The organism is Microbacterium sp. RG1 (assembly GCF_005347485.1).
Classification (GTDB): Bacteria; Actinomycetota; Actinomycetes; order Actinomycetales; family Microbacteriaceae; genus Microbacterium; species Microbacterium binotii_A.
This window is the reverse complement of the sequence record NZ_CP034121.1, coordinates 269,144-295,751: the sequence shown is the minus strand read 5'-3', so window position 1 is coordinate 295,751 and position 26,608 is coordinate 269,144. Positions and strand designations below refer to the sequence as shown.

Genomic DNA, 26,608 nt, shown 5'->3' with positions numbered 1-26,608 from the left:
GTACCGATCGAGACTATCACCGCCCGCTTCGACCCCGTGACGACGGGTCAGGGGTACCCGCGGGTCCAGAGCCCGTAGACGGCGAAGAACTGCAGCACGACGAGGACGATCAGGATGCTGTTGCGTGTGCGCGTGGACGCGGAGAGCTTCTCGTGCGCGAGGAGCGGAGACATCGGCATGAGCAGGCGGAAGGTGCTGGCCTGCGGCAGGAAGACGCCGAAGATGTAGAGCCCGTAGCTGAGTCCGTATGCCGCGACGACGATGCCGAGCCTGCGCACCGACCGCGACCAGATCAGCAGGGCGAAGCCGACCATGAGCGCGATCACGAGCAGCCAGCCGAACACGCTCAGGTACTCGCCCATGAATCGGAACCACGGGGTGAGGGGCAGGAACTCGCCGTTGCCGACGAACGGACGCCACCACGCCGTCTCCGTGAGGAGGTAGGCGTGGGGTGTTCCGGTCCAGGCATCGGCGATCCACGACCAGGCGAGGCCGGCGAGCGCGGTGACACCCCCGGCCACGAGCAGCCCCGCCACTTCACGGCGCGGGAACGGATCGACCCTCCTGCGCCACCAGCGCACGAGGAAGACGATGCCCAGCGCCAGGGCGAGCGCGAGGGCACCTGGTCGCGTGAACGCCGCGACCAGCGCGATCGGGGTGATCCACACGTACTTGCGCTTCACTGCCAGCAGCAGCGCGGCGAAGGTCAGCGTGAGCACGAGCGATTCCGCGTAAGCGATGACGAATACGAACGACAGGGGGGCGAAGGAGAAGAAGATCACCGCCCACTTGGCCTGACGTGGCGAGGTGACCGCGCGCAGCAGCAGGAACAGCAGCACGGTCGCGGTGGCGCTGAAGAAGATGCTGAGTCCGATGCCGGCCGCTCGCCAGTCCGAGCCGACGAGGTCGCCGACCACGCGTTCCAGCCACGGGTAGATGGGCAGGAAGGCCCAGTCGTTCTCGAGCACGTTGCCGTTGGGACCGATGGGGATCACGGGCGGATACCCGATCAGAGAGATGCGGCCGTAACGGTCCGCATCCCATCCCGTCAGAAATGCGGCGAACGTCCCGACCGGTCGGTCCTGCGCACCGAAACCCCAGCCGGCGGCCGTCGAGACCATGTACCAGAAGAGCAGGAACGCGAGGTTCACGCCGCGGGCGATCGCCCAGTAGCCCATCACCTGTGCTAGTTCGATCCGCCGAACCGGCCGCACACGCGGATCGGGTCGGGATGCATCATCCACCCAGCCACGTATGGCCGTCACCGCGCGGCGCCATCGCGGCGTACGCGTGTTCTCCGAATCGGCATGCAGTTGCGAACCGGTCACCGTCACGACTTTCCTCTCCCCGCGTGGCGCGAGCGATCCTAGGCGAAGCGGCTATGCCGGCCCCCACAGGATGCTCCCATCTTCGAGCGCCGAGCAAAAGCCTGCAGGGTCAGGAAGCGTCGCCGGTGAGCTTCAGTCCGATCACGCAGCCCACGAGCCCGGCGATCAGCAGCAGCCTCACGACCGTGAACGGCTCGGCCCCGGTGACCATCGCCCAGATCACCGTGAGCGCCGCTCCGATCCCGACCCAGACCGCGTAGGCCGTGCCGGTGGGGATCTCGCGCATGGCGAACGCCAGGCCACCCATGCTCAGCAGAAGAGCGACCGCGAACACGATGCTCGGCAAGGGCTTCGACAAGCCCTCGGAACGGCCGAGCGCGCTGGCCCAGACGGCCTCGAGCACTCCCGAGACGATGAGGACGACCCACGACATGACGTGCCTTCCGGCCAGTCTTGTCGCTCACCGGGTACTGATCCGTCGTCCGGGGGTCCGGTCGGGACCCGGGATGACTCTATCCGAGGGCGCCCGAGCGGAAGCTCAGAGAAGGAACAAGCCGTCGACGAGACCCGGATTGTGCGCGTGGACGAGCACTCCGAACACCACCGCGTCGAAGAGCAGGTGCACCGTGACGACGTAGGCGAGCGAACGGGTGCGCAAGAAGATGTACCCCTGCAGCAGCGCGAACGGGATGGTGAGGACGGGCCCCCAGGCGCGGTAGCCGAGCTCCCACAGGAAGGAGACGAAGACGATCGCCTGTACGACGTTGGCGGCCGGATCCGGCAGATGGCGCCGCAGCAGCGCGAAGACCGTGCAGATGAAGAACAGCTCGTCCCAGATGCCCACGGCGCCGACGCCGATGAACAGCCGCGCGATGAGATCGGGGGTGTCCACGACGGGCCAGTTCTGATAGACCCCCGAGCTGATGAAGTAGAAGGGCAGGATCAGCCACCCGAGCACGATCACCGCCACCAGCCACACCCACTGGAACCGGCTCCATCGACCGCCGCCACGCCACGGGAAACGTATCGCGCGGTCGCGATAGACGAACCGCGACACGGCATAGGGAACCGCGACGGCCCCGCCCAGCGCGAGGGTGAAGCGCACCATCGCGGCGTCGTCGAGCTCCGCGGCGAGCGGGATGGCACTGACGATCAGCATCCCGACAGAGATCAGTGACAGATCGCGCAGCAGCGAGGCGTCGCGCGGCTGACGGCGATCCGCCCACCAGGCCGCGACGAGCCCCGCCGCGAGCAGACTCCATCCCAGCCAAGGCGTCAGGAGCACGAAGAAGGCCGGCGCGGCGAGCGCCACCAGCAGCGAGGCCGCGAGCGGCCATGTCCGCAGCGGAATGCGACTGACCGTCTGCGCGGCGGGCACCTCAGCCGGCCGATCGCCGGTAGACGAGGTCGCGGATCGCGCGCCCCACGCGCGCACCCTTGCGCTCGAAGGCCGTGATGACGCGCCCCTCGAAGCGCGGCGCCCAGTCCCCCTCGAACGCGCGGTCGAAGACCGTCGCCTCGTCGAGCACCGAGCGCATCTGCAGCGCGTAGTCCTCCCAGTCGGTGGCCAGGCGCAGCATCCCCCCGGGGCGAAGCGCACGCGCGAGCGTCGGCACGACGTCCGGCTTCACCAATCGCCGCTTCGTGTGCTTCTTCTTGTGCCACGGGTCGGGGAAGAAGATCCAGACCTCATCGACCGACTCCGCCGGCAGCAGATGCTCCAGCACCTCGGGCGCGTTCGCCTCGACGAGACGCAGGTTGCGTACGCCGGCGCGGTCGGCGTCGAGCATGGTCCGCGCGAGCCCGGCACGGAAGACCTCCACCGCGAGGAAGTCGACATCGGGTCGCGTGGTCGCCGCGTGCACGATGGCGTGGCCCTGCCCGGAGCCGATCTCGACGATCAACGGGGCTCTCCTGCCCCACACCGTCGCCACGTCGATCTGCGCGTCGGCCGCGACCGAGGTGGCGGCGTTGTCCCGCGCCACCGGGAGCAGCAGGTGCGGGCCGAGCTCGGCCCAGGCGCGCTCCTGCGCCTCCGACATCCTTCCGCTGCGGCGCACGAACGAGACGGGGCGGTCGCGGAAGACGCCGGATGCGTGATCGGTCATCCCCCCAGGATACGAAGCGCCTCAGGCCGTGACGAAGTCGATGAGTTCCTCGACACGCCCCAGCAGCGCAGGCTCCAGGTCGCGGTAGCTGTGGACGCTGGCGAGGATGCGTTGCCACGCGCGCGCGAGGTCGGCTTTGTCGCGCGCCGGCCAGCCCAGCCCGCGGCAGACGCCCGTCTTCCAGTCGACGCCGCGCGGCACCTCGGGCCACGCCGCGATCCCGACCGCGCGCGGCGTGACGCATTGCCACACGTCGATGAACGGGTGGCCGACGATGCGCACGTGGGCTCCGTGTCGGCTGCGGGCGACCTCCGCTGCGATCCGCGACTCCTTCGACCCCGCGACGAGGTGGTCCACGAGCACACCGTATCGGCGCTCGGCCGTGGGCGGCTCCGCCTCGAGCAGGTCCGAGAGCAGGTCGATGCCCTCGAGGTACTCGACGACCACGCCCTCCACGCGCAGGTCGTCTCCCCACACCTTCTCGACGAGTTCGGCGTCGTGCTTGCCCTCGACGAGGATGCGGCTCGGGCGGGCGATACGCGCGCGCTGGTCGGCGACGGCGAACGATCCCGATGCGGTGCGCGCGCGCCCGGCTGCCGTCGATGCGACCGATGGGGCGACGAGTCGGACGGCCTCGCCGTCGATGAGGAAACCGGGACCGAGCGAGAACATGCGTCTGCGACCTGCGCGATCCTCCAGCTCGACGAGCCCGCCTTCGACCGACGTCACGGCGCCGCAGAATCCGTCCTCGGCGACCTCGACCACCGTCCCGCGCTCGGCGGGGACCGCAGCGAGGGTCTTCGCATTCCGCTCTCGCCAGCCGGCGGCGAGCACATCCGTGGGGTATCGGTCATCCATAACGCCGAGCAGCGTAACCAGCCGGGGGATGCATATCCGGCAGCGACCCGCATCCATGGCGCACACAGACTCGCCCTCAATAGACTCGGACGAGGGCGCCGTCCGCCCCCGAGGGAGGCCATCGATGCGACCGCGCTGGGCATATGCACTGGTGGCCGCGCTGGCCGCGGTCTTCCTGATCGCGGGCCCGGCCGCAGCCACGCCGCCGGTGCAACTCGGCGCGTCGTATGTGAGCGACGAGGCGGGGGTTCTCGGCGACGCCGAGCGGGCTCAGGTCGAGGACCGCCTCGAGCAGCTCGCCCAGACCGACAACCTGAATCTGTGGGTCGTCTACGTCGACCGCTTCAGCAGCCCGTCGGATGCGAAGGACTGGGCGACCCAGACCGCCGAGCAGGGCGGCCTCGGACCCAACCAGTACCTGCTGGCGATCGCCGTCGACGCTCGCCAGTACTGGCTCTCCAGCGACACCTCCGGCCCGCTCAGCGAGGACCAGATCACCGCCGTCGATCAGGACTGGGTGTATCCGGCTCTCCGAGACGGTGACTGGGCGGGGGCCGCGATCGCCGCCGCAGACGGGCTGGCCGAGGCCCGCAGCGGCACCGTTGGCGGTGGCGACTCCGGTGGCGTCGTCGTGCCCGGCGCAGGCTCCTCCGGCTCCGGTTCCGGCTCCGGCGGCGCGGTGGGCGTCGTCATCATCGTCATCTCCGTCGTGGCACTGGTGGCCGTGGCCGCCTACTTCGTGGTCCGCGCGGCTCGCCGGCGTGCCGCATCCCGCCCCGCGGAAAGCACCGAGGATCTCGGCACGCGCGCGGCCGCGGCTCTCGTCTCAGCCGACGACGCCCTCCGTGAGGCGGAACAGGAGCACGGCTTCGCCGCCGCGCAGTTCGGCGAGGAGGCGACGAGAGGTCTGCGTGAGGCTCTGACAACGGCGCGCGCGGAGTTGGATCAGGCCTTCACGGTGCGCCAGCAGCTGGACGATGAGATCCCCGACACCGACGAACAGGTGCGCGCCTGGCACGAGCAGACGCTGCAGCTCGCGTCCGCAGCCGGCGCACGGGTGACGGCGCAGCTGGACGCCTTCGCCGACCTCCGCCGCATCGAGCAGGATCTCCCTGCCACCCGGGGACGACTCCGGTCGTCGCGCGCCGAGGCGGCCGCGGCCCTTCAGACCGCGCAGGAGCGCTTCGCCCAGCTCGCCGCCTCCTACCCCGCCGCGGCACTGAGCACCATCGTCGACAACGCGGCGCAGGCTGCCGACCGGCTCGCGCTGGCCGACGCTCAGCTTGCCGCGACCGACGCCGCGGTCACGGCCGGAGACACCGGCAAAGCCGCTGTCGCGCTGCGCGCGGCCGAGCAGGCGCTCGCTCAGGCACGCCAGCTGGCGGATGCGGTGGGCGCGCACGGCGATCGTCTCGCCGCCGCGCGGTCGGAGATCCCCGCGCTCCGCGCCGAACTCGCGCGCGACATCGCCGCGGCCGAGACCCTGCCCGACCCGGACGGACGGCTCGCCGCCGCCTCCGCGGCCGCCCGCGCACAACTGGACGCAGCAGACGAAGACCCGGTGGCTGCCCTCGCGGCGCTGCAGCGGGTCGACGACGAACTCGACGCACTGCTGAGATCCGCTCGCGACGCGGCGGCCCGCGCCGAGCACGCCCGGCAGGTTCTGCCGCCGACTCTCGCCCACGCGCAGGCCCAGATCGGGGCCGCGGAGGACTTCATCGCGTCGCGTCGCGGCGCGGTCGGCGCGACCGCCCGCACCCGCCTCGCCGATGCCCGCACATCCTTCGCCCTGGCTGAGCAGCAGGCGCAGGTGGCGCCCGAACAAGCGCTGGATGCGGCCTCGCGCGCCGCGCGCCTGGCAGCCGACGCCATCTCCGCCGCCCAGTCGGACGTCTCCGGCTTCGGCGGCGGATCCGCCGGCGGGGGCGACTTCGGCGCGATGCTCGGCGGCATCATCATCGGCTCCGCCCTCGGCGGCGGTCGACGGCGCGGTGGCTTCGGCGGCTTCGGCGGTGGCTTCGGCGGTAGCGGCTTCGGCGGTGGCGGCTTCGGTGGCTTCGGCGGCGGCTCGCGCGGCGGGAGCGGCGGAGGCTTCGGCGGCGGCGGTTCCCGCGGCGGCAGCGGCGGCAGATTCTGACGGACTTCACGAACCACGACGAAAGGAAACACGATGGCCAAGCAGTCCATCTTCGGACGCATCTCCACCCTCGTCCGGGCGAACATCAACGCGATGATCGACCAGGCCGAGGATCCGCAGAAGATGCTCGACCAGCTCGTCCGCGACTACACGAACAACATCGCCGACGCGGAAGCGGCGATCGCCGAGACGATCGGCAACCTGCGTCTTCTCGAGCGCGACCACCAGGAGGACGTGCAGGCCGCGGCCGAGTGGGGCAGCAAGGCGCTCGCCGCCAGCCGCCGCGCCGACGAGATGCGCCGCGCCGGCAACACGACCGACGCCGACAAGTTCGACAACCTCGCGAAGATCGCCCTGCAGCGTCAGATCTCCGAGGAGAACGAGGCCAAGGCCTCCGCTCCGCAGATCGCGGCACAGACCGAGGTCGTCGACAAGCTCAAGGACGGCCTCAACGGCATGAAGCAGAAGCTCGAGCAGCTTCGCTCCAAGCGGAGCGAGCTGCTCGCTCGTGCGAAGGTCGCCGAGGCCCAGAACAAGGTGCATGACGCGATCAAGAGCGTCAACGTCCTCGACCCCACGAGCGAGCTCGGCCGCTTCGAGGACAAGATCCGTCGGCAGGAAGCGCTGGCCGCGGGGAAGGCAGAGCTCGCCGCATCCAGCCTCGACGCGCAGTTCGAGAGCCTCGAGGACGTCGGTGAGCTGACCGAGGTCGAGGCGCGCCTGGCCGCGCTGAAGGCGGGCGGGTCCGCGCAGGGCGCCCTCGGCGCCGGAGCGGCCGGCGACGAGCTCGGTCAGCAGCAGCAGCTGCCCCAGCAGCACCAGCAGTGAGAAGACGGAGGGGCCGCGCCGAGCGCGGCCCCTCCCCCATCCGGGAGTCGAGATGACACGCTTCCTCATCACGCCCGTGTGGCAGGGCTCGCCCTCCGCGCGCGCGATGCAGCTCGTCGACGGCGCAGAGGCCATCGCGGGCGATCTGCCGCGTGCGGCGTGCACGAGCGTGCCGGTCCCGCTCGGAGCGGGCGAGGCGCTCGGCACCGGTGTGCATCGCTACAGCGCGCTGCGCCAGGTGCAGCACGACCTGCGCGAGGCTCTCGCCGCATCCGATGAGCGCGCGCTCACCGTGGGCGGCGACTGCGCCGTCGGCGTCGCAGCCGTCGAGCGTTCGGCGCGCGTCGGTCGCATCGCCGTCGTCTGGGTCGACGCCCACCCTGATCTGCACACGCCGGAATCCTCCGGCTCGCACGCGTTCGGCGGGATGGCGCTGCGCGCCGTGCTCGGAGAAGGCGCTCCCGATCTCGCTCTGTCTGCGGGCACCGTCGCCGCGGCCGACGTCGTCCTGGTCGCTGCGCGCGCCGTCGACGAGGCCGAACGGGAGTACATCGATGCGCACTCCCTCACCGTGATCGATGCGGCAGCACTCTCCGATCCCACGGTTCTTGCCCGGACCGTTCAGCGACTCGGCGTCGACGCGGTCCACGTCCACGTCGATGTCGACGCACTCGATCCCGCCGAGATGCCCGGCGTGAAAGATTCCGAGCCCTTCGGCGCCTCGCTGGCCGAACTGGTGACGGCGCTGAAGGCGCTGCGCGAGGAGGTGCCGCTGGCCGGTTCCTCGCTCGCAGGGTTCGCACCCGCATCCCCCGCCGCCGCGAGCGAGGACATGGGGACTCTGCTGCGACTGGTCGGAGCCCTCGCGTGAGCGCCGCACGTCCGCCCGCCGGGTGGCAGCAACGCGCCGACCGCGCCGTGGCGCGATCTCGTGCGGTGGAGCGTTGGATCCCGTCCTTCCTCCTTGACTCGCCGATCAGCGCGCTGGGCTACGCCTACGGATGCGCGGTCGGGTGGATCTGGGGAACGCTCTGGAGCCGCGGACGCGTCGAGCGGCGCGGCCGCCTGTTCGTGTTCCGCGGGATGCCGTCATGGGCGTTCCCGCGCGGCGGGGTGTGCGTTGGCCACTGCTTCCTCACCGGCGACGGCCGCATCGACGACAGGCTGCTCGCGCACGAGTCCGTGCACGAGCGTCAGTGGCGTCGGTTCGGGATGCTGATGCCGATCCTCTACAGCCTCGCCGGACGCGATCCGCTGCAGAACCGCTTCGAGATCGAAGCGGGCCTCGCCGACGGCAACTACATCCCCCGCTGACCCCCCGCATCCGTTCGACAGGAGATATCCCTCCCACAGGATGATTCCGCGCCGATCATCCTGTCGAGGGGATTTCTCCTGCGCAGAGGGGCGCCGCGCCGCGGAAGCGGGGGCGCTCAGGCGGTGGCGAGGCCGAAGCGCGCGGGCGTGTGGATGCGGGCGGCATCGATGCCGCGGCGCTCGACCAGGTGGTCGAAGATGTCGGCGGTGCCGAGGTAGCCACCGAGCAGGGTGACCGCGGTGCCGCATCCGTCGTCGTCGCAGAGCATCTCGTCGGCCCAGGCCACGACCGCCCGGCTGAGCGCCTCGCCGGGCGCGCACGAGCGTCCGGTGCCGGGCGCGCCGGAGCGGCTGTCGCGCGTCAACCACGTAATCGTCATGCGCGCAGGCACCCGGATCTCGGCGACGTGCGCCGCGTCCGGAACCTCGACGAACACCCGACCGGTCGAACACATCGGCAGCGTCGCGAGCAGCATCTCGAGGTCGTCGAGCGACGACTCGTCAGCGGTCACCAGATGCTGCGCGCGGGCGTGCTTGGACGCACGGCACGCGTTCGCGTTGTGGACGTCGTTCTCGGGCATGATGAGGCGAGTATACGCCTCCCAAGGAAGGTATGCCTCACCTTGGCTGACCACTACGCGATGAGGATGCGGCGCAGCTCGACGAGCTCGGCGTCGCCGACCCCCGCGGCGGAGAGGTAGTCGCGGGCCGATCCGTACTGTGCCTGCAGCCGGCCCAGCAGAGTCCGCATGACGGGAGCCGGTGACGCCGTGGCGAGCTCCACGGCGTGGCGGGCCTCGGGATGGGCCGCGCGCAGCCATGCCACCACCTGACGGTTGCGCGCGGCGGGCAGGGATGCGGCGGTGCGCGCATAGTCGGCGACCACGGCATCCGCGTCGACGCCCGCCGCCGCGAGGATCAGCGCGATCGAGACGCCGGTGCGATCCTTGCCCACCGTGCAGTGCACGAGGACGGGGTGCTCCTCCACCACCGATCGAGCGACGGTCGCGAGCGCGGGTGCGGCGTCGTCGATGAGCCGGTCGTACATCTCGGCGAGACTGACGTCCTCGGCGAAGAAGGATGCGACGGATCCGAGGAACAGCGGCACACGCACGGTCACCGGCCCGTCCGGCCCGAGAGACGTCGGATCGGCGCGCACCTCGTCGTCGTCGCGCAGGTCGACGATTCGCCTCAGGCCGAGCTCGGAGATGCGGCGACGAGTCCGCTCATCCAGGCGCGCGAGGTTGCCGGAGCGGAACAGCACACCGCTGCGGGTCACCCGCCGACCCGCGGGCAGCCCGCCGATATCGCGGAAGTTCACGGCTCCGGCGACGAGACCGCCGGCCTCGCTCACGGCGTCGGCGCGGTGCGGGGCGGCACCGGGTACCGTCCCGCGATGGCCACGCGGTTGAACGCGTTGATCGAGATCACGATCCAGCTCACCGCGACGTACTCGGCCTCGGAGAGGACGGAGCCGACCCGATCGTAGACATCGTCGGAGACACCCTCCTCGTGGATGAAGGTGAGGGACTCGGTGAGCTCCAGCGCCGCGCGTTCGCGCTCCGTGAAGACGCCCGACTCGCGCCAGGCAGGCAGCTGCGCGACCGTGTCGATGTCCAACCCGGCCTTCATTCCGCTGTCGAGGTGCACACGCACGCAGTAGGCGCAGCCGTTGAGCTGCGACGCGTGCAGCTGGACGAGTTCCTTCAGCCGCAACTCGACACCGGCATCCGCGGCGAGCGTGCCCACCGTCTTCGCCATCGCGTGAATCGCCTGATAGACCTCCGGTGCCGCCTTCGACAGGTGCACACGCCGCTCCTCACCCATGCGGCCCACCCTACCCATGCCCGGGACGACACGGGGCGGTTGCGCAATGAGACGCAACGGCGACCGGGGGCCGTTCGCGCGCCGTAGCATTCGGGGGTGACCGACGGTGTTTTCGACGAGTTCTCCTTCCTGCCCGCCCAGGCCGAGAGCCTCGGGCTCACGGCGCGGTTGCCCGCGACCGAGCGACGCGATCTGACCCTGGCGGACGGCAGGACCTTGTCCGCCCTCCGCTACGGCGACGAGGCGCCGGTCGTGACGTTCCTCCACGGCGCGGGCTTGAACGCACACACCTGGGACACCACGATCCTCGCGCTCGGACTGCCCGCCCTGTCGATCGACCTCGCGGGGCACGGCGACTCCTCCTGGCGAGACGACGCGCGCTACGTCGCACGCACACTCGCCGAGGATGTGGTGCCCGCTCTCGAGACGTGGACCGAGGGCCCGCAAGTGCTCGTCGGGCATTCCCTCGGCGCACTCACCGCGACCGCCGTGGCGGCGTCGCGGGGCGACCTGGTGCGCAGCCTCGTGCTCATCGACTTGACTCCCGGGGTGGATCCCACCGCGGGTCCGGCACAGATGCGCGCGTTCTTCGCCGGCCCGACGGACTGGGCCGATCGGGAGGAGCTGGTGGATCGGGCGCTGTCGTTCGGGCTGGGCGGCTCGCGCGAAGCGGCCACCCGCGGCGTGTACCTGAACTCGCGGGTGCGCCCCGACGGGCGCGTGGAGTGGAAGCACCACTTCGCCCACCTCGCGGCAGCGGCCGCCGCATCCGATGCCGAAGCTTCCGCACCGGACGCCATGCGAGAGCTTCTCGCGGCGAGCGGGTGGGACGACCTCGCCGCCGTGCGCGCGCCGATCACGCTCGTGCGCGGCGACGCCGGATATGTGACGGAAGCGGATGCGGACCAGTTCCGCCGGCGCCGCCCGGATGCCGACGTGATCGTCGTGCCCGCGCACCACAACGTGCACGAGCAGATCCCGGCACGCCTCGCGACTCTGCTGGGTCGGATCGTCGAGGCCGGATGACGCTGTCGAATTGTGACGTGACGCAGACTCCTGCAGCCGCGGCGGCGATCTAGGCTGGTACACCGCACCGACCCTCGTCCTCCCTCCATGCCCCCGCGTCCGCGGAAAGGACCCCCCATGCACCGCCGAACGCCCCTCGCCCTCGCAGCGCTCGTGGCCGCCGCCGTTCTCTCCCTCTCCGCCTGCGCGCCTTCGACGTCGCCGACGCCGTCGGGCTCCCCGGATGCGGACTCCTCCGTCGTCGTCCGGCTCGCACTCGAGCCCACGAACCTCGACATCCGCCAGACCTCGGGCTCAGCGCTCGATCAGATCCTCATCGACAACCTGTACCAGGGTCTCGTCGCGCGCACGCCCGAGCAGGAGATCGTGCCGGCGCTGGCGAGCGATTGGACCGTCTCGGACGACCGACTGACCTACACCTTCACGCTGCGGGAGGGCGTCACCTTCCACGACGGTCAGTCGCTGACCCCGGAGGACGTCGTCTTCTCACTCACCCAGCACCGCGACAACGCCGGATGGGTCGACGCCGCAACCCTCGCGAACGTCACGGGCGTGACGGCCGACGGACAGAAGATCACGCTCACCCTCTCCCAGCCCGACTCGCAGCTCCTGTGGAACCTCAGCGGCCGCGCGGGCATCATCCTGAAGGAGGGCGACGGCGTCGACTACCAGACGGCGGCCAACGGCACCGGCCCCTTCACGCTCGAGCGCTGGACACGCGGCGACAACATCACGTTCGCCCGCAACCCCGCCTACTGGGGCACGCCGGCCAAGGCGGCGGAGGTCGTCTTCGACTACATCCCCGACAACCAGGCCGCACTCAACGCCGCCCTGGCGGGCGAGGTCGACGTGGTGACGGGCTTCGACGCGAACCTGAAGACGCAGATCGAGGCGAACGGCGACTTCGCGCTCGTCGTCGGCGATTCCACCGATAAGGGCACCCTCGCCTTCAACCAGACCTCGGGACCCCTCGCGGACAAGCGTGTGCGTCAGGCCATCCGGCAGGCGATCGATCACGACGCCTTCGTGGAGGCGCTGGGCGCGGGCAAGACCATGTACGGCCCGATCCCGTCCCTCGACCCGGGCTACGAGGACCTCTCTGAGGTCGCGCCCTACGATCCCGACGCCGCCAAGAAGCTCCTCGCGGATGCCGGCGCCTCGGACACGACGCTGACGCTCACCATCCCCTCCTTCTACCCGGCGACGATCTCGCAGCTGCTCGTCTCGGACCTGAACGCCGTCGGGATCACCCTCAAGGTCGACTCGGTGGACTTCCCGACCTGGCTCACGAACGTCTACACGAACCACGACTACGAGCTGAGCTTCGTGCTGCACACCGAGGCGCGGGACTTCGCCAACTGGACGAACCCGGCGTACTACTTCACGTACGACAACCCGCAGGTGACCCAGCTCTACACGCAGGCGCGCGCAGCCACGACCGATGAGGAGGCGGCGAAGCTCCTCGCCCAGGCCGCCCGTATCGTCTCGGACGATGCGGCCGCGGACTGGCTGTACAACGGAGCCAGCGTCGTCGCCGTCGGCACGAACGTCTCGGGCTTCCCCTCGGTGAACGTCAACGAGCGGCTCAACGTGACCGAACTCGGCAAGAGCGACGGGTGATCCGATACACGCTGATGCGACTGGCCCTGCTCGCCGCGGGGCTGGTCGTCGCCAGCGTGATCATCTTCTTCACCCTGCGCATCCTGCCCGGCGACGTCGCGCAGCTGATCGGCGGCACGAACTCCACCCCCGAACAGATCGCCGCCATCCGTGACCGGCTCGATCTGGACGCGCCTCTCGCGGCGCAGTACCTCGATTGGATCGGCGGGGTGCTGCGCGGAGATCTCGGCGCCTCGCTGCTGACCGGGACCCCGGTGGCCACCGAGCTCGCCCAGAAGGCACAGATCACCCTTCCGCTGGGCGCGCTCTCGCTCACCATCGCCCTGCTGTTCGCAGGTCCCCTCGGCGTCGTGTCCGCGCTCCGGCGGGCACGACTGGGCGGCACCGTCATCGGTGTGGGCGCGCAGACGCTCGCAGCGGTTCCCGTCGTCTGGGCCGGCATGATGCTCGTGGTCGTGTTCGCCGTCTGGTGGGGAGTGCTCCCGGCACAGGGCTTCCCGCGCGACGGGTGGAGCGACCCGGGCGCGGCGCTTCGTTCGCTCGTTCTGCCGGCGCTGACGATCGGCGTCGTGGAAGGCGCGATGCTGTTGCGCTTCGTGCGCAGCGCCACGCTGCAGGCCATGGGACAGGATTACGTGCGCACCGCCGCCTCGCAGGGTCTCACTCGCACCCGAGCACTCATCCGGCACGGGCTGCCCAACGTGGGACTGTCTGTGGTGACGGTGCTCGGGCTGCAGGTGGCCGGCATCGTCGTGGGCGCCGTGGTGATCGAGCAGCTGTTCTCACTGCCCGGCATCGGACGGATGCTGGTACGCGACGTGTCGGCACGTGATCTGCCCATGGTGCAGGGGGAGCTTCTCGCTCTCACGGCCTTCGTCCTGCTGGTCGGCTTCATCGTCGATCTCGTGCACCGCCTGATCGATCCGCGCCAGAGGGAGTCGGCGGCATGAGGGCGTCGCGCGCCGCGTGGTGGCGCCGGCTGTTCTCGGAGCCCGCCGGCGCCACCGGCGTGGTCATCGTCCTCGCGCTGCTGGCCGTCGCCTCCCTCGCGACGTTCTGGACTCCCTACGACCCTCAAGCCGCGGATGTGGCGGGCAGATGGGCGGGGCCGGGCCCCGCCCATCTGCTGGGCACCGACGCCACCGGTCGCGACATCCTCAGCATCCTCATGGCGGGCTCGCGCACGACGGTCGCGGTGGCCGCCGGCGCGGGTGTCATCGCGACGATCGTGGGCCTCACCCTGGCCGCTCTCGGCGCTCTCACCCACCGCTGGGTGCGGGAGTCGGTGGCGGTCCTCGTCGACATGCTCGTCGCCTTCCCGGTGCTGCTGATCGCCATGATGATCTCGGCGGTGTGGGGCGGATCGCTGGCCGTCGTCGTGTGGTCCGTGGGCATCGGCTTCGGTGTCAACATCGCCAGGGTGAGCCGTCCCGAGCTGCGTCGCGTGCTGCACAGCGACTTCGTCGTGGCGGCACGCGCCTCGGGGCTCTCCGGCTGGCAGAACCTCACCCGGCATCTGCTGCCCAATGTGGCTCCCGTGTTCATCGTGCAGCTGTCCTGGTCGATGGCCGTCGCGGTGCTCGCCGAGGCCGGGCTCAGCTATCTGGGCTTCGGTGCCCCCGTGACGGAGCCGTCCTGGGGGGTGCTGCTGTCGCAGCTTCAGCAGTACCTCACCGTCTACCCGCTCTCGGTCCTCTGGCCGGGCCTCGCCATCACGGCCACCGTGCTCGGGTTCAATCTGCTGGGCGATGGGCTCCGCGACGCCACGGACCCGACGCTGCGCACGCGGAGCGGCTCGGCCCGCCGGGCGCGCACCCATCTGCCGGAGGTCGTCGCATGAGCCTCGAGGTGACCGACCTCGTCATCGAGATCGACGGTGTCCGCGTCGTCGACCGGCTCAGCTTCCGGGTGGCGGACGGCGAGCGGCTCGGGATCATCGGCGAGTCCGGATCGGGCAAATCGCTCACGGCGCTCGCCATCCTGGGGCTGCTCCCCGAAGGCGCCGCGGCGAGCGGCAGCATCCGGCTGAACGGCCGCGAGGTGATCGGCGCCACCGAGCGCGAGCTCGCCCGCATCCGCGGCGCCGAGGTGGGCATCGTGTTCCAGGAGCCGCAGACGGCCCTGAACCCGATCCGCACGGTGGGCCGCCAGATCGCCGAGGCGCCGCGCATCCACCGGGGGCTGAGCCGAGCGGCACGGCGCGAGGTCGCCGTCGCCGGCGCCCGGCGTGTGGGACTTCCCGAGCCGGAGCGCATCGTCGACCGATATCCGCATCAGCTCTCGGGCGGCCAGCGTCAACGCGTCGCGATCGCCATGGCTCTCGCGCTGGATCCCGGGCTGCTCATCGCGGACGAGCCGACGACGGCGCTCGACGTGACGATCCAGGCCGAGATCCTCGATCTGCTGCGCACACTGGTCGCGGATGCGGGGATGTCGCTCGTGTTCATCACGCACGACCTGGCGGTGCTCGCGCAGATCGCGACGCACGCGGTCGTGATGGAGAGCGGACGCATCGTCGAGGAGGGTCCGGTGGCGACGCTGCTCACGGCTCCGCGTTCGCCCGCGACGCGAGGACTCCTCCGGGACGCACGGGCGACGCTGTGGCGCCCCGACGAGAAGGAGGAGCGATGACGGTGCTGCTCTCCGGCCGCGGTCTCTCGCGCACCTATCGGGCGCCGCGCACCGCACATCTCGCGCCGCGGTCACTCACGCACGCGCTCGACGGGGTCGACCTCGATGTTCACGAGGGCGAGTCTCTGGGCACCATCGGCGAATCCGGCTCGGGCAAGTCGACACTCATCCGTCTCCTCCTCGCACTCGACGTGCCCACCGCCGGCACCATCAGCTTCGAGGGCCGCCAGATCGATCCGACCGCCTCCGCGCGCCGGCTGCACTGGCTCAGGCGTCAGACCGGCATCGTCTTCCAGGACCCGTACGCGTCGCTCGATCCGCGGATGCGGGTGGGCCGCATCGTGGCCGAGCCGCTGTGGGCCCTCCGCATCCCGGGCGACCGCGAGGCGCGCGTGGCCGAGGTGCTCGCGGATGTGGATCTTCCCGCCGACGCCGCCGGACGCTATCCGCACGAGTTCTCGGGCGGACAGCGCCAGCGGATCGCCCTCGCCCGCGCCCTCGTGCACCGCCCGCGCCTGCTGGTCGGCGACGAACCGCTGTCGGCGCTCGACGTGACGGTGCGCGCTCAGATCATCGGCCTCATCGACCGCCTGCGCAGCCGTGACGGGCTCAGTCTCCTGATGGTCTCGCACGACATCGGCGTCGTACAGGCGCTCTGCGACCGCGTGATCGTGCTGAAGGACGGCCGCATGGTCGAGGAGGGACCGACCTCACGTGTGCTGCGGCATCCGAGCGCGCCCTACACGCAGCGGCTGCTGGCCGCTGTGCCGACGCTCCCGGGGGCCTGAGGGCCTCAGCGCGAGAACAGACCGCGCTTCTTCTTCGGCTTGAGCGACTTCTGAAGATAGACCGTGCCGAGCCAACGCCCGAACTTGAAACCGACACGGCCCATGCGCCCGACCTCGGTGAAGCCGAGCTTCTCATGGAGCCGGATCGAGCCCTCGGCACCCTTGTCGCTGATGACCGCGACGAGCTCGCGGATGCCCTTCTGCTCGCAGGCCTCGATGAGCGCGGCCAGCAGCGCCGTTCCCAGGCCCTTGCCCGATGCCGCCTGTCCGAGGTAGATCGAGTCCTCGACCGTGTAGCGGTAGGCGGATTTTCCCGCCCAGGGCTGCACGAGCGCGTATCCGAGGATCTGCCCGGAGGGGCTCTCCGCCACCAGGAAGGGGAGCTCGAGCTTGCGCAGGTGATCGAACTTCTCCCGCCACTTCGTCAGAGACCACTTCTTCTCGTCGAAGGTCACGACGGAGTTGGTGACGTAGTAGTTGTAGATCTCGCGGATGTCGGGGATGTCCGCCGTCGTCGCCTCGCGGATGCGGAACTCGAAGCCGCGCTCGGGCGGAGCCTGGCGACGCAGGTGTCGCGGAAGCCGCCGACGACGCTGGTATTCCTCTTCGAGCATGGCGCCCAGCCTACGCGGGAAGCCGCCAGTCGATCCCCGTCCCGCCCTGTGCGATCAGTAGTTCGTTGACGCGGGAGAACGGACGGGAACCGAAGAATCCCCTGCTGGCCGACAGCGGTGACGGATGCGGCGACTGGATGCTCGGCACGTCGCCGAGAATCGGCGTGAGACCCGACGCATCCCTCCCCCACAGCACCGCGACGAGAGGGCCGCCGCGCTCGGCGAGGACGCGGATCGCGTGCTCGGTGACCTTCTCCCATCCCCATCCGCGGTGGGATGCGGGGGATCCCGGCGCAACGGTCAGGACCCGGTTCAGCAGCATCACGCCCTGCTCGCTCCACGCGGAGAGATCGCCGTGCACAGTCGGCGGGATGCCCAGGTCGTCGTCGAGTTCGCGATAGATGTTGGCGAGGCTGCGCGGGATGGGGCGCACGTGCGCGTCGACGGCGAACGAGAGACCGATGGGGTGCCCGGGTGTCGGATAGGGGTCCTGCCCCACGATGAGCACCTTGACGTCGGCGAGCGGCCGCTGGAAGGCGCGCAGGACGCGATCCCCGGCGGGCAGGTAGGCGCGCCCCGCGGCGGTCTCCCGGCGCAGGCGCTCCCCCAGCGCGGCGATGTCGTCGGCGACCGGGGCGAGGGCCTCGGCCCAGCCCGTATCCATGAGGCCCGCCGCGGCGAGCTCGGGCAGCGTCTTGGCCATGGGTCAGGCGGAGCCGGGAAGACCCTGGTCCTCTTCGAGGACCGAGCCCTGCCAGGACCACGGGAAGTCGATCCACAGATCGGTGTTCTTCCAGCTGAAGTCCGGCTGGATGATCGTCGTCGGCTTCGTGTAGATCACGGCGGAGCGCACGTCGGCGCCCCGCTCGACGAGCAGGCGCACGGCGAGATCGAGCGTGCGACCGCTGTCGGCGACGTCGTCGACGAGAAGCACACGACGCCCGTTCAGATATGTCATGTCGAGCTCGGGGGGAAGCAGCTCCGGAGCGTCGAGCACCGTGCCGATGCCGGTGTAGAACTCGACGTTGATCGCGCCGCAGTTCTTCACGCCGAGTCCGTAAGCGATCGCTCCGGCCGGCAGCAGCCCGCCGCGGGCGATCGCGACGACCACCTCGGGCACGAAGTCGGCGGCGATCACCTCACGGGCGATGTCACGGCTCGCTTCACCGAACAGGTCCCAGGTCAGAGTTTCGCGTTCGGGCGCCACGGCGCTCTCCTCGTTCGTCACCGTCCCAGCCTAGAGCGCGGCGCGGTGTAGCGTTTCGCCATGACCGGCACCCGCGCGCCCGGTCGATCGGCGCTCGGCATCACGGCGGGCCTGATCGGCTGGTTCATCCTCGTCGAGATCGTCAGCGGCATCCTGCAGGGCTATTACGTGCCCCTGCTCAGCGACATCGTGGTGCACCTGGGCGTCCACGACGCCGACGTCAACTGGTTCGAGGCCGCGCAGCTGCTGCTGTCCGCCCTCGTCGTCCCGGTGATGGCCAAGCTCGGCGACATGTACGGGCACAAGCGCATCCTGCTGATCGCCACGATCCTCACGGCCGGGGCAACGTGGTGGATCGCGTTCGCGGGTACCTTCTGGAGCTTCCTGATCGCCTGGGCGCTGCAGGGCTTCTACGTCGTCTGGCTGCCGCTCGAGATCGCGCTGATCTTCGAACGCGGACGCCGGCAGGGCCGTGGCGTCTCCGCCACCCGCCGCGCGGCCGGTCTTCTCGTCGTCGGTCTCCAGGCGGGGGCCATCGTGGGCGCGCTGGCGGCCGGTCGACTGTTCGCGGCGACGGCAGAGAACCTCTCGCTGACCCTCATGCTGCCGGCGGTCGCCGTGACGCTGATCGGCGTCGTCATCTGGCTCGGTGTCCCGGAGTCCGAGCCTGTCGCCGGTCGGAGACTGGACGCGGGCGGCTTCGTCATCCTCGCGGTCGCGCTCCTGCTCGTCACCGGAGCCCTCACCTTCCTCCGCATCAACGGACCCGGCTTCGTGTGGACCTGGTTGCTGCTGGCGGCAGGTCTCGCCGCTTTCGTGTGGTTCGTGCGTTTCGAGCTTCGCCAGGAGGACCCCGCCGTCGACATCCGGGTGCTCCGCCGGCCCGAGATGTGGCCCGTGCAGGCCACGGCGGCTCTGGTGGGCATCAGCCTGCTCGGGGCGCAGGGGCCGCTGTCGACCTACGCCGGCACCGACTCCTCGCTCGGCTACGGGCTGGGCCTGGATGCCACCGGTCGCTCCAACGTGATCGGCGTGTATCTCGTCTCTCTGATCGTCGGCGCCGTCATCTTCTCGATCACCTCGCGCCGTGCGAGCCCGCGCGTCGTGCTCATCGGGGCTGCTCTGCTCGTGGGCATCGGCTATCTGATGTTCCTTCCGCTGCATCGCGAGCTGTGGCAGGTCCTGATGAACCTGTCGATCGCGGGCCTGGGCTCCGGCGCGCTCGTGGCCGCACTGCCCGCGGCCGCCGCGGCGGCCGCGCCGCGCGGCCAGACCGGCATCGCCTCCGCGCTGACGAACACGACCAAGACGATCGGCGGCACCTTCGCCTCCGCCGTGTTCGGCGTCGTACTCGCTGTCGGCGCGGGCGCTGTCGCGAGCTCGACCGCCGCATCTCTGGGCGGCTACATCACCGTGTGGATCGTGTGCGCCGCCGGCGGTTTCGCGGCCGCCGCGGTGCTTCTCGTGGTGCCCAAGGTGGCGTTCGCCGACACCGACACGGAGGCCACGGCGCACGCCGCCGCCTCGGGAGGGACGACCGCGCGCTGAGGCCGAGGATCAGTCCGCGCGGCGACGCTCCCGCTCCTCGAGCCTGTCGACCACGGCGGCCGTGACGCGGAGGGTCTCCGACCACTCCGCGGGGTCCGTCGTCACGACGTCCCGAGAGCGCGTCATGAGCAGTACATCGTCGATGATCTCGACGTGCCACCCTTTCATCTCGGCCAGGAGGGCCGGGGCGAACGAAAGGTTGTCCTCCTCGAGAGGCTCGCGCTGTGCGGGACCGTTTTCGGTGATCAGGGCCCGTGCGTCGCCCTTCGCCGGCGGAAGCACGATGCGGGGCAGCGGATGGCTGAGACCGATGCGGATCCACCCGCCGAACTGGGTGTGGCGATACGCGCTCGTCCCCCAGTCCTGCTCGAAGTCCGACCACTCGATGAGACGTCCCGCGGGCGTCGCCCACCGCAGGGCGCGCGTCTGGACGAGCCGACCGCGATAGCTCCGCGTCGGCAGCCCGGCAAGAAACGGTCCGGGGCGGTAGGTGAAGCCGTTGTCCGCCCCGAAGCGGGCGAGTGCCCAGTGCTGACGAGGCCACATCCGACGTCGCCCGGTGTGCACCGCGGCACGGCCCAGGATCACCAGCGCGCAGGAGAAGAGCAACGCGACAACCGCCGCCGTGAGAATCTCGCCCGGTGTCGCTCCCTGTTCGCGGGTCAGCAGCGACACCATCCCGAGCGCGGCGACAAGCGCACCGAGGCCGCTCAGCACCGCGGCGATCAGGAGGACGGCGACACGAGTGCGGGAGCGGGGAGCGCGCACCTGCGGATGCTCGGCAACGAACGCTCGCCAGAACCGTCGGAGCTCGCGAGTGCCCGGCCTCGCGGTCAGCCCATCGACGACGAGAACCGGCGCACCCGCTGCGCTCACGCGCTCAGCCCTCGCGCACGCGCAGCGGCTCTCGGGCAACGAGGTGCTGCGCGGACTGCGCGACGGGGCGCACCGTCACGAGGTCGAGGTTGACGTGGCCGGGCGCGCCCAGCGCGTACGCGATGACGTCGGCGACGTCGTCGGGAGTCAGGGGGTTCTCGACGCCGCGGTAGACGGCGTCTGCCGCATCCTGGTCGCCGCCGAGCCGGTTCAAGGAGAACTCCTCGGTGTAGACCATTCCCGGAGCCACCTCGCTCACGCGGATGGGCTCGCCGTTGAGTTCGAGTCGCAGCGCCTTGACGAGCATGCTTTCCGCAGCCTTCGCAGCGTTGTATCCGCCGCCGCCCTGGTAGGCGACCTGGGCGGCCGTCGAGGTCACGAAGAGGGTGTCGGCATGACCGTCGGATGCGGCCGCCCGCCGCAGCTGCGGAAGCAGCAGCGCCACGAGACGCTGGGTCGACAGCACGTTGGCCTCGTACATCCATCGCCAGTCGTCGGGATCGCCGTCGGCGACGTCGTCGACACCCCGCGCGCCGCCCGCGACCTGCACGAGGGCGTGCACGGCACCGGATGCGGCGAGCCAGTCGGCGAGCGCCTGCACATCGGCCTCGACGGTCAGATCGGCCGCGTACGCCACCGCACCGGTCTCGGCCTCAAGCGCGGCCAGCCGCTCGGCGCGGCGCGCGACCGCGACGACCTCCCACCCGTCGGCACGGAGTCGGCGTGCGCTCGCCTCGCCGATCCCCGTGCTCGCACCCGTCACCACTGCTCGTCTGTTCGCCATGCACTCACGCTAGGGCCTCGCGGTGAACCCGGTGTTACACGGCGGCCGCCGAGCCCTTGTTACCCCGCGTTTCTCGGACGTTGTCGCCGACAGCGCACCCCTCTAGCCTCGTCATGTTCGCGACAGCCGCCGCGGCACCCGCAGACCTAGGAGCACGTGATGTCCGCACCCGAGAACTGGCTCTTCGAGACCAAGCAGATCCACTCCGGAGCCGCACCGGATCCCACCACCAAGGCGCGCGCGACCCCGATCTACCAGACCACGTCGTACGTGTTCGACAACTCCGACCACGCGGCGAACCTGTTCTCCCTCGCCGAGCCCGGCAACGTCTACACCCGCATCATCAACCCCACGCAGAGCGTGGTCGAGGAGCGCGTCGCGGCGCTCGAGGGAGGCACGGCAGCGCTGCTCGTCGCCTCGGGGCAGGCGGCCGAGACCTTCGCGGTGCTCAACATCGCCGGGGCCGGAGACCACATCGTCTCCTCCAGCTCGATCTACGGCGGCACGTACAACCTGTTCAAGTACACGCTCGCCAAGCTCGGCATCACGACCACCTTCGTCGAGAACCAGGACGACCCGGAGGAGTGGCGCCGCGCGGTCCGCCCCAACACCAAGCTGTTCTTCGCCGAGACCGTCGGCAACCCGAAGATCAACGTCCTCGACATCCGCACGGTGTCCGACGTCGCACACGAGGCCGGCGTGCCCCTCATCGTCGACAACACCATCGCGACCCCGTACCTCATCCGCCCGTTCGAGTTCGGTGCCGACATCGTCGTGCACTCCGCGACGAAGTTCCTGGGTGGACACGGCACCACCATCGGCGGCGTCATCGTCGACGGCGGCCGCTTCCCCTGGTCGCAGCACGTCGACCGCTTTCCGGAGCTCACCGAGCCCGACCCCTCGTACCACGGCCTCAGCTACACCGGTGCGCTCGGCGACGGTGTCGCCTACGTCACCAAGGCCCGCGTGCAGCTGCTGCGCGACCTCGGCGCCGCGATCGCCCCGATCAGCGCCTGGCTGCTGCTGCAGGGCATCGAGACCCTTTCGCTGCGCGTCGAGCGCCACGTGCAGAACGCGCAGGAGATCGCGGAGTGGCTCGAGAACCAGGATGACGTCGCTTCGGTGAACTACTCGGGTCTTCCGACCTCGCCCTGGTACGCCGCCGCCAACCAGTACGCCCCGAAGGGCGTCGGCGCGGTGCTCTCGTTCGAGCTCAAGGGCGGCGTGGGCGCCGGGCGCGCCTTCGTCGACAACCTCACCCTTTTCAGCCACCTCGCCAACATCGGTGACGTGCGCTCGCTGGTGATCCACCCCGCATCCACGACGCACTCGCAGCTGACCCCGGAGCAGCAGCTCACGGCCGGCGTGACCCCGGGCCTCGTCCGCCTGTCGGTCGGCCTCGAGAACGTCGCCGACCTCAAGGCCGACCTCGAGAGCGCACTCGCCGCCGCCCGCCGCGCCTCGGAGGCCGCGCGCGCCTGAACCGCCTGACACGAACGCCCCGGATGCTGCATCCGGGGCGTTCGTTCGTCCGGGTGCGGCGGCTGTGACGTAACACGGACGCGGAGGCGCGAGGACGCCGGGACAATGGAGGGATGGACTGGCAGACCTCCGAGGCCGATTAACCGCTACCTTTGCTTCATGCCCAAACCTGTCGCACCCATCCGCGCTGCCGTCTACACGCGCATCAGCGTCACGGACGCGTCCTCGGCCTCCCTCGCCGGTCAGGATGCCGAGCTTCGCGCCCGCGCCGCCAACGAGGGATGGGACATCATCTCGGCGTTCGAGGATGATGGCGTCTCGGGCGGCAAGCAACGCGAGAACGCTGCCGAGGCTCTCGCGATGCTTGCCGATGGGCGCATCGACCTTCTGGGCGTCTACGCCTACGATCGGTGGTCGCGCCAGGGCGTCGAGTTCCTCGCCGACCTCTTGCGCGCTCTCCGCCTCCGTCGAGAGTCGGGCCGTCCGGCGCGGTTCGTCGCGATCCGCGAGGGCGTCGATGGCGACGGCTCGGAGGATGGTTTCGACCTCCGACTCTCGATCAGCGCCGACCTCGCACGAGCGGAGCGCGACCGCACCGCGGCCCGCATGCGCCAGGCCGTTGCCTACCGCCGCAGCGTCGGCAAGCACACAGGTGGGCCAGCTCCTCTGGGCTATCGAGCCGTGGACGCGCCAGACGGCGGCAAGGTGCTTGTCATCGACCCCGACGAGGCCGCAATGGTGCGCGACATGGCAGATCGTCTCCTTCGAGGCGTCGTCGGCGTCTCTGGCCTCGCGCGCGAGCTTGCACGCGCAAACGTACCGACTCCCAAGAGCGATGCCCGTCTCGACCGCATTGAGGGCATCGACATCGACGCCGCCGACTACGCCGAGCCAACCGAGGCAGAACGCCGCCAGCGCGGTAAGCGCCGTGCGGACGCGAAGCTCGCACCGTACCGCGGCGTGTGGGACGCGACGACCGTTCGCCGCCTCCTGACATCCGATCGCATCGCGGGCCGCGTGACAGAGAAGGGTAAGCCCGTTACCGGCGACGACGGCCTCCCCGTGACCTTCTGGGAGCCGGTGCTCGACGCCGGGACACTCGACCTCATCCGGAAGCACCTTGCGCCCGCGTCGCGCCCGGTGGCCCCGCGACGCGCCGACCGGCTCCTCTCCGGCGTTGCGTACTGTGCGTCGTGCGACAACCGCCTGTGGGCGGGTGAGGTGCGCAACGGCGTGCCCGTCTACCGCTGCCCTGGCCGAGGATGCTCACGTCCCGCGTTCATGCGAGCCGAGGCGCTGGAGGCCCACGTCGAGGACCGCTACCTCGCCATCGCTGGCGACTGGCCCGAGGTCGAGACCATCGAGACGGCCGACAACACCACAGCCGCCGCCATCGCTGACATCGAGGTCGCCATCGACGCCCTCATGGTCGACATGCGGACCGCGCGCGGCGGCGACCGATTGCAGCTCATGGAGAAGCTAGACGAACTCGACGCTCGAGCTGACGCGCTCCGCTCCGTCCCTATCGAAGTGTCAACTGAAGTCCGTTTCACGGGCCGCACGATGGGCGAAGCGTGGGAAGCCGCGGACACCATCGCCGATCGTCGCCATGCACTCACCCGCGCCCTCGACCATGTCACCGTCGCGCCGAACGACGCCCCTACAGGCCGCCGCGTGAACTATGACCGAGTCGCGTTCTACTGGCACCCCTCGCCAGACGACCACCCCACCTACGCATAGCGGCCGCTCGCACGGCCGCCGTCAGACCCCGCTGCTACGGAAGCACCGGCTCCTTCCTCCCTACGCCGGGGTGGTGGCGGGGCCGCCTGTGACGAAATGACGTTCGTTTCGTCATTTCCCCTTCTATGTAGAGGCGCGCTCTCTCTCAAGAGCGGATAGGGAAATGACGAAACTTCCGTCACTTCGTCACCCCCCTGCGACGGCTCCTCCATCCAGCCCGGGGGCACTTCCCTCCCGCCCCCTCTCAGCCTCCCAGAGGGACATCGCGTGTACCGCGGCGGCGCAGCCGCAGTTGTTCAGCGCTTCTCCGCGGAGCGCTCTGGGCAGCCAGGCACACCTCCTACATGTAAGGGAGTAACAGCTCTCCCCATCCGTGCCGCACGGCGCCTAAGCCGACCTGGGAGGCTCGCATGTCCTTCATCACACGCTGCTCCCAATGCGGCACCACCGCGATGACCAACCGCCCCGCTATCTACTGCGGCGACGGCTGCCGGTCCAAGGCTCGCCACGCGCGCAATGCCGCGCGCCTGGCAGCCGTGCGCGCCGCAGCAGTCGCCCACGCACAAGCCGCGCTCCGGCGCGGTGATCCAGCAGCGCTCACTGCCGCACTCCGGCGCACCATCGCACTTTTGAACCCGTAAGCACATCCGGGTACTCCGCCGCATCGTCTCCGGACCGCGGCGCTGTGCTCCCTGCCCGCAGGTCCCGCCGAGGTCGCTCCTCATGTGGAAACCACGGACGCCCTCTTCCGACGCTCCGGCGTCATCCCCCGGACCGCTCGCGCATGGCAAGGCCCACGCGCTGAGAGCCGTTCTCCCGGCCTCACGAAGCCGCCCCCTGCTCTGCGCCCCTGGCCACGCCAGCGCGCCGCACAGAGCCGTCCAGGCATCCGTCCAAGGCGACGCGCTGCCCACCGCTGAGAGCGGGCCCACTCCATGCTCGCGCCACTCCGGCGCACGACTCCCGAAAGAACTCCCCCATGCCTCACACCTTCATGCACGACCTCTCGGACGTGGCCACCCTCACAGCCAAGCTCGCAGGTCGAGACTTCAACCTCGCCTCGCTCATCTCTTCGGATGTGGCGGCAGACTTCGCCCAGGGAACAGGCGACACAATCCGCGTGCGCGTGCCCGCCGCAATCCCGACCCGCACGAAGGGCATCCACGACACGACCACGGCGCTCGTGTCCGACACGCTGACGGAACAGTTCATCAACGTCCAGATCAAGGACCACCTGTACAACCTGGCAGTGCTGAGCGAGGCCGATCTGAGCTTGGAACTCAAGGACTACGCCCAGAACGTCCTCGCGCCCCAGGCACGCGCCATCGCTGCCCGAGTTGAGGCTTTGACAGCCGAGGCGCTGGCCGCGACGCCCGTCGCCGCTGCCATCAGCTACGACGCCGCGGCCCCGGCACTCGCCTTCACCGCCGCGCGCCGTCGCCTGCGCAGCAACGGCGTTCCCTCGTCGGCTCCGCTTCGCGCAGCCGTCGGCGCGGACATCTACGCGGACCTCCTGGACGCGCCGACGGGTAAGGGGTTCGACGCGGACGGCAAGGTGCGCGGCTTCGAGGTGATCGAGTCCACCCGCCTCTCCTCGCGCGACGGCGTCTTCTTCATCCCCACAGCCTTCTCGCTCGTCGCTCGCGCGCCGATGGTGCCCCATGGCGCCGCTCAAGGTGCGTCCATCACCACCCCCGTCCAGGACGGCAACGAACGCGGCCTTGCCTTCGCCGTTCGCGTCATCAACGACTACGACAGCAACGTGGCCGCCGACCGCTCGCTTGTCTCCAGCTTCGTCGCCGTCGCCGCGATGCCGCTGCCCGTGGACAACGAGGACGGCAGCGTGACGCTCCTGGAGCACGGCGGCGCGGTCCGCGTCACCTCGGCATAAA

At 70.3% G+C, this 26,608-nt stretch carries 27 protein-coding genes and 1 riboswitch; of the genes, 14 read left to right on the top strand and 13 right to left on the bottom strand.

Annotation, left to right across the window (positions count from 1 at the left end; genetic code table 11):
* Positions 1 to 47: 47 nt before the first annotated feature.
* The 5 genes from EHF32_RS01330 to EHF32_RS01310 form a co-directional block, all read right to left on the bottom strand.
* A complete protein-coding gene (locus EHF32_RS01330; protein WP_137416449.1) occupies positions 48 to 1,244 on the bottom strand; it encodes a hypothetical protein in 1,197 nt (398 codons plus the stop codon).
* Positions 1,245 to 1,437: 193 nt separating this feature from the next.
* Positions 1,438 to 1,761 carry a DMT family transporter gene (locus EHF32_RS01325; RefSeq protein WP_137416448.1) on the bottom strand — a complete coding sequence of 108 codons (324 nt, stop codon included), beginning with the start codon at positions 1,759 to 1,761 and terminating at the stop codon, positions 1,438 to 1,440.
* A 9-nt stretch (positions 1,762 to 1,770) separates the two neighbouring features.
* Positions 1,771 to 1,835: riboswitch (guanidine-III (ykkC-III) riboswitch) on the bottom strand.
* Between the two features lie 31 nt (positions 1,836 to 1,866).
* Entirely contained in the window at positions 1,867 to 2,706 is an 840-nt protein-coding gene (locus tag EHF32_RS01320; protein WP_238343760.1) for a CPBP family intramembrane glutamic endopeptidase, read from the bottom strand.
* Position 2,707: 1 nt separating this feature from the next.
* Positions 2,708 to 3,436: a tRNA (guanosine(46)-N7)-methyltransferase TrmB gene (trmB, locus tag EHF32_RS01315; RefSeq protein WP_137416447.1), complete on the bottom strand. Its 729-nt coding sequence runs from the start codon at positions 3,434 to 3,436 to the stop codon at positions 2,708 to 2,710.
* Positions 3,437 to 3,457: 21 nt separating this feature from the next.
* Entirely contained in the window at positions 3,458 to 4,294 is an 837-nt protein-coding gene (locus EHF32_RS01310; RefSeq protein WP_137416446.1) for a DUF3097 domain-containing protein, read from the bottom strand.
* A 124-nt stretch (positions 4,295 to 4,418) separates the two neighbouring features.
* On the opposite strand from EHF32_RS01310, the gene EHF32_RS01305 reads away from it, so the two are divergent.
* The 4 genes from EHF32_RS01305 to EHF32_RS01290 are packed head-to-tail and all read left to right on the top strand — an operon-like array spanning position 4,419 to position 8,573.
* Positions 4,419 to 6,431 carry a TPM domain-containing protein gene (locus tag EHF32_RS01305; RefSeq protein ID WP_137416445.1) on the top strand — a complete coding sequence of 671 codons (2,013 nt, stop codon included), beginning with the start codon at positions 4,419 to 4,421 and terminating at the stop codon, positions 6,429 to 6,431.
* A gap of 33 nt (positions 6,432 to 6,464) precedes the next feature.
* On the top strand, positions 6,465 to 7,259 hold the full coding sequence (locus tag EHF32_RS01300; RefSeq protein WP_137416444.1) for a PspA/IM30 family protein: 795 nt from the start codon (positions 6,465 to 6,467) through the stop codon (positions 7,257 to 7,259).
* A 52-nt stretch (positions 7,260 to 7,311) separates the two neighbouring features.
* Complete coding sequence (locus EHF32_RS01295; protein WP_137416443.1) at positions 7,312 to 8,130, top strand: arginase family protein; 819 nt, start codon at positions 7,312 to 7,314, stop codon at positions 8,128 to 8,130.
* Positions 8,127 to 8,573, top strand: coding sequence for a Fe-S oxidoreductase (locus tag EHF32_RS01290; RefSeq protein WP_238343759.1), 447 nt, complete (start codon positions 8,127 to 8,129; stop codon positions 8,571 to 8,573). Before EHF32_RS01295 ends, EHF32_RS01290 begins: the two co-directional genes overlap by 4 nt.
* Before the next feature lie 116 nt (positions 8,574 to 8,689).
* On the opposite strand, the gene EHF32_RS01285 is transcribed toward EHF32_RS01290, so the two are convergent.
* The 3 genes from EHF32_RS01285 to EHF32_RS01275 are packed head-to-tail and all read right to left on the bottom strand — an operon-like array spanning position 8,690 to position 10,400.
* Positions 8,690 to 9,154 (bottom strand): SIP domain-containing protein, encoded by a 465-nt coding sequence (locus tag EHF32_RS01285; RefSeq protein WP_137416442.1) that lies wholly within the window; start codon positions 9,152 to 9,154, stop codon positions 8,690 to 8,692.
* 53 nt (positions 9,155 to 9,207) lie between these two features.
* A complete protein-coding gene (locus EHF32_RS01280; protein WP_137416441.1) occupies positions 9,208 to 9,927 on the bottom strand; it encodes a tyrosine-protein phosphatase in 720 nt (239 codons plus the stop codon).
* On the bottom strand, positions 9,924 to 10,400 hold the full coding sequence (locus EHF32_RS01275; RefSeq protein ID WP_137416440.1) for a carboxymuconolactone decarboxylase family protein: 477 nt from the start codon (positions 10,398 to 10,400) through the stop codon (positions 9,924 to 9,926). Before EHF32_RS01275 ends, EHF32_RS01280 begins: the two co-directional genes overlap by 4 nt.
* A 96-nt stretch (positions 10,401 to 10,496) precedes the next feature.
* Between EHF32_RS01275 and EHF32_RS01270 the strand changes: the two genes are divergently transcribed.
* From EHF32_RS01270 to EHF32_RS01245, 6 genes are all read left to right on the top strand, one after another.
* On the top strand, positions 10,497 to 11,426 hold the full coding sequence (locus EHF32_RS01270) for an alpha/beta fold hydrolase (protein ID WP_137416439.1): 930 nt from the start codon (positions 10,497 to 10,499) through the stop codon (positions 11,424 to 11,426).
* Positions 11,427 to 11,543: 117 nt separating this feature from the next.
* Positions 11,544 to 13,046 (top strand): ABC transporter substrate-binding protein, encoded by a 1,503-nt coding sequence (locus EHF32_RS01265; RefSeq protein ID WP_137416438.1) that lies wholly within the window; start codon positions 11,544 to 11,546, stop codon positions 13,044 to 13,046.
* Positions 13,043 to 13,996 (top strand): ABC transporter permease, encoded by a 954-nt coding sequence (locus EHF32_RS01260; RefSeq protein ID WP_137416437.1) that lies wholly within the window; start codon positions 13,043 to 13,045, stop codon positions 13,994 to 13,996. The genes EHF32_RS01265 and EHF32_RS01260 overlap by 4 nt, the downstream gene beginning before the upstream one ends.
* Complete coding sequence (locus tag EHF32_RS01255) at positions 13,993 to 14,886, top strand: ABC transporter permease (protein WP_137416436.1); 894 nt, start codon at positions 13,993 to 13,995, stop codon at positions 14,884 to 14,886. Before EHF32_RS01260 ends, EHF32_RS01255 begins: the two co-directional genes overlap by 4 nt.
* On the top strand, positions 14,883 to 15,677 hold the full coding sequence (locus EHF32_RS01250) for an ABC transporter ATP-binding protein (RefSeq protein WP_137416435.1): 795 nt from the start codon (positions 14,883 to 14,885) through the stop codon (positions 15,675 to 15,677). Before EHF32_RS01255 ends, EHF32_RS01250 begins: the two co-directional genes overlap by 4 nt.
* A complete protein-coding gene (locus EHF32_RS01245; protein ID WP_137416434.1) occupies positions 15,674 to 16,465 on the top strand; it encodes an ABC transporter ATP-binding protein in 792 nt (263 codons plus the stop codon). Before EHF32_RS01250 ends, EHF32_RS01245 begins: the two co-directional genes overlap by 4 nt.
* 5 nt (positions 16,466 to 16,470) lie before the next feature.
* On the opposite strand, the gene EHF32_RS01240 is transcribed toward EHF32_RS01245, so the two are convergent.
* From EHF32_RS01240 to EHF32_RS01230, 3 genes are read right to left on the bottom strand one after another with little or no spacing between them, the layout of a single operon-like run.
* On the bottom strand, positions 16,471 to 17,079 hold the full coding sequence (locus tag EHF32_RS01240; protein ID WP_137416433.1) for a GNAT family N-acetyltransferase: 609 nt from the start codon (positions 17,077 to 17,079) through the stop codon (positions 16,471 to 16,473).
* Between the two features lie 10 nt (positions 17,080 to 17,089).
* Positions 17,090 to 17,782 (bottom strand): uracil-DNA glycosylase, encoded by a 693-nt coding sequence (locus EHF32_RS01235; RefSeq protein WP_137416432.1) that lies wholly within the window; start codon positions 17,780 to 17,782, stop codon positions 17,090 to 17,092.
* A 3-nt stretch (positions 17,783 to 17,785) separates the two neighbouring features.
* Positions 17,786 to 18,286 carry a phosphoribosyltransferase gene (locus EHF32_RS01230; RefSeq protein ID WP_137419066.1) on the bottom strand — a complete coding sequence of 167 codons (501 nt, stop codon included), beginning with the start codon at positions 18,284 to 18,286 and terminating at the stop codon, positions 17,786 to 17,788.
* Between the two features lie 60 nt (positions 18,287 to 18,346).
* On the opposite strand from EHF32_RS01230, the gene EHF32_RS01225 reads away from it, so the two are divergent.
* Positions 18,347 to 19,834 (top strand): MFS transporter, encoded by a 1,488-nt coding sequence (locus tag EHF32_RS01225; RefSeq protein WP_137416431.1) that lies wholly within the window; start codon positions 18,347 to 18,349, stop codon positions 19,832 to 19,834.
* A 9-nt stretch (positions 19,835 to 19,843) separates the two neighbouring features.
* On the opposite strand, the gene EHF32_RS01220 is transcribed toward EHF32_RS01225, so the two are convergent.
* Both EHF32_RS01220 and EHF32_RS01215 read right to left on the bottom strand, forming a co-directional pair.
* Complete coding sequence (locus tag EHF32_RS01220; protein WP_137416430.1) at positions 19,844 to 20,710, bottom strand: hypothetical protein; 867 nt, start codon at positions 20,708 to 20,710, stop codon at positions 19,844 to 19,846.
* 4 nt (positions 20,711 to 20,714) lie between these two features.
* On the bottom strand, positions 20,715 to 21,494 hold the full coding sequence (locus tag EHF32_RS01215) for an SDR family oxidoreductase (protein WP_192900670.1): 780 nt from the start codon (positions 21,492 to 21,494) through the stop codon (positions 20,715 to 20,717).
* A 159-nt stretch (positions 21,495 to 21,653) separates the two neighbouring features.
* On the opposite strand from EHF32_RS01215, the gene EHF32_RS01210 reads away from it, so the two are divergent.
* From EHF32_RS01210 to EHF32_RS01200, 3 genes are all read left to right on the top strand, one after another.
* Positions 21,654 to 22,976 (top strand): bifunctional o-acetylhomoserine/o-acetylserine sulfhydrylase, encoded by a 1,323-nt coding sequence (locus EHF32_RS01210; protein ID WP_137416429.1) that lies wholly within the window; start codon positions 21,654 to 21,656, stop codon positions 22,974 to 22,976.
* 159 nt (positions 22,977 to 23,135) lie between these two features.
* Positions 23,136 to 24,716: a recombinase family protein gene (locus EHF32_RS01205; protein ID WP_161594046.1), complete on the top strand. Its 1,581-nt coding sequence runs from the start codon at positions 23,136 to 23,138 to the stop codon at positions 24,714 to 24,716.
* Between the two features lie 979 nt (positions 24,717 to 25,695).
* Positions 25,696 to 26,607, top strand: a complete 912-nt coding sequence (locus tag EHF32_RS01200; RefSeq protein ID WP_137416427.1) for a hypothetical protein — start codon at positions 25,696 to 25,698, stop codon at positions 26,605 to 26,607.
* The last annotated feature ends 1 nt before the right edge of the window (position 26,608 follow it).

Excerpts from the sequence above, each read along its gene's own strand:
- EHF32_RS01300 (WP_137416444.1), top strand. The coding sequence starts at position 6,465 with ATGGCCAAGCAGTCCATCTTCGGACGCATCTCCACCCTCGTCCGGGCG.
- EHF32_RS01215 (WP_192900670.1), bottom strand. The coding sequence starts at position 21,494 with ATGGCGAACAGACGAGCAGTGGTGACGGGTGCGAGCACGGGGATCGGC.
- EHF32_RS01210 (WP_137416429.1), top strand. The coding sequence starts at position 21,654 with ATGTCCGCACCCGAGAACTGGCTCTTCGAGACCAAGCAGATCCACTCC.
- EHF32_RS01285 (WP_137416442.1), bottom strand. The coding sequence starts at position 9,154 with ATGCCCGAGAACGACGTCCACAACGCGAACGCGTGCCGTGCGTCCAAG.
- EHF32_RS01250 (WP_137416435.1), top strand. The coding sequence starts at position 14,883 with ATGAGCCTCGAGGTGACCGACCTCGTCATCGAGATCGACGGTGTCCGC.
- EHF32_RS01295 (WP_137416443.1), top strand. The coding sequence starts at position 7,312 with ATGACACGCTTCCTCATCACGCCCGTGTGGCAGGGCTCGCCCTCCGCG.
- EHF32_RS01245 (WP_137416434.1), top strand. The coding sequence starts at position 15,674 with ATGACGGTGCTGCTCTCCGGCCGCGGTCTCTCGCGCACCTATCGGGCG.
- EHF32_RS01240 (WP_137416433.1), bottom strand. The coding sequence starts at position 17,079 with ATGCTCGAAGAGGAATACCAGCGTCGTCGGCGGCTTCCGCGACACCTG.
- EHF32_RS01305 (WP_137416445.1), top strand. The coding sequence starts at position 4,419 with ATGCGACCGCGCTGGGCATATGCACTGGTGGCCGCGCTGGCCGCGGTC.
- EHF32_RS01255 (WP_137416436.1), top strand. The coding sequence starts at position 13,993 with ATGAGGGCGTCGCGCGCCGCGTGGTGGCGCCGGCTGTTCTCGGAGCCC.
- EHF32_RS01265 (WP_137416438.1), top strand. The coding sequence starts at position 11,544 with ATGCACCGCCGAACGCCCCTCGCCCTCGCAGCGCTCGTGGCCGCCGCC.
- EHF32_RS01325 (WP_137416448.1), bottom strand. The coding sequence starts at position 1,761 with ATGTCGTGGGTCGTCCTCATCGTCTCGGGAGTGCTCGAGGCCGTCTGG.
- EHF32_RS01200 (WP_137416427.1), top strand. The coding sequence starts at position 25,696 with ATGCCTCACACCTTCATGCACGACCTCTCGGACGTGGCCACCCTCACA.
- trmB (WP_137416447.1), bottom strand. The coding sequence starts at position 3,436 with ATGACCGATCACGCATCCGGCGTCTTCCGCGACCGCCCCGTCTCGTTC.
- EHF32_RS01275 (WP_137416440.1), bottom strand. The coding sequence starts at position 10,400 with ATGGGTGAGGAGCGGCGTGTGCACCTGTCGAAGGCGGCACCGGAGGTC.
- EHF32_RS01225 (WP_137416431.1), top strand. The coding sequence starts at position 18,347 with ATGACCGGCACCCGCGCGCCCGGTCGATCGGCGCTCGGCATCACGGCG.
- EHF32_RS01205 (WP_161594046.1), top strand. The coding sequence starts at position 23,136 with ATGCCCAAACCTGTCGCACCCATCCGCGCTGCCGTCTACACGCGCATC.
- EHF32_RS01310 (WP_137416446.1), bottom strand. The coding sequence starts at position 4,294 with ATGGATGACCGATACCCCACGGATGTGCTCGCCGCCGGCTGGCGAGAG.
- EHF32_RS01235 (WP_137416432.1), bottom strand. The coding sequence starts at position 17,782 with ATGGCCAAGACGCTGCCCGAGCTCGCCGCGGCGGGCCTCATGGATACG.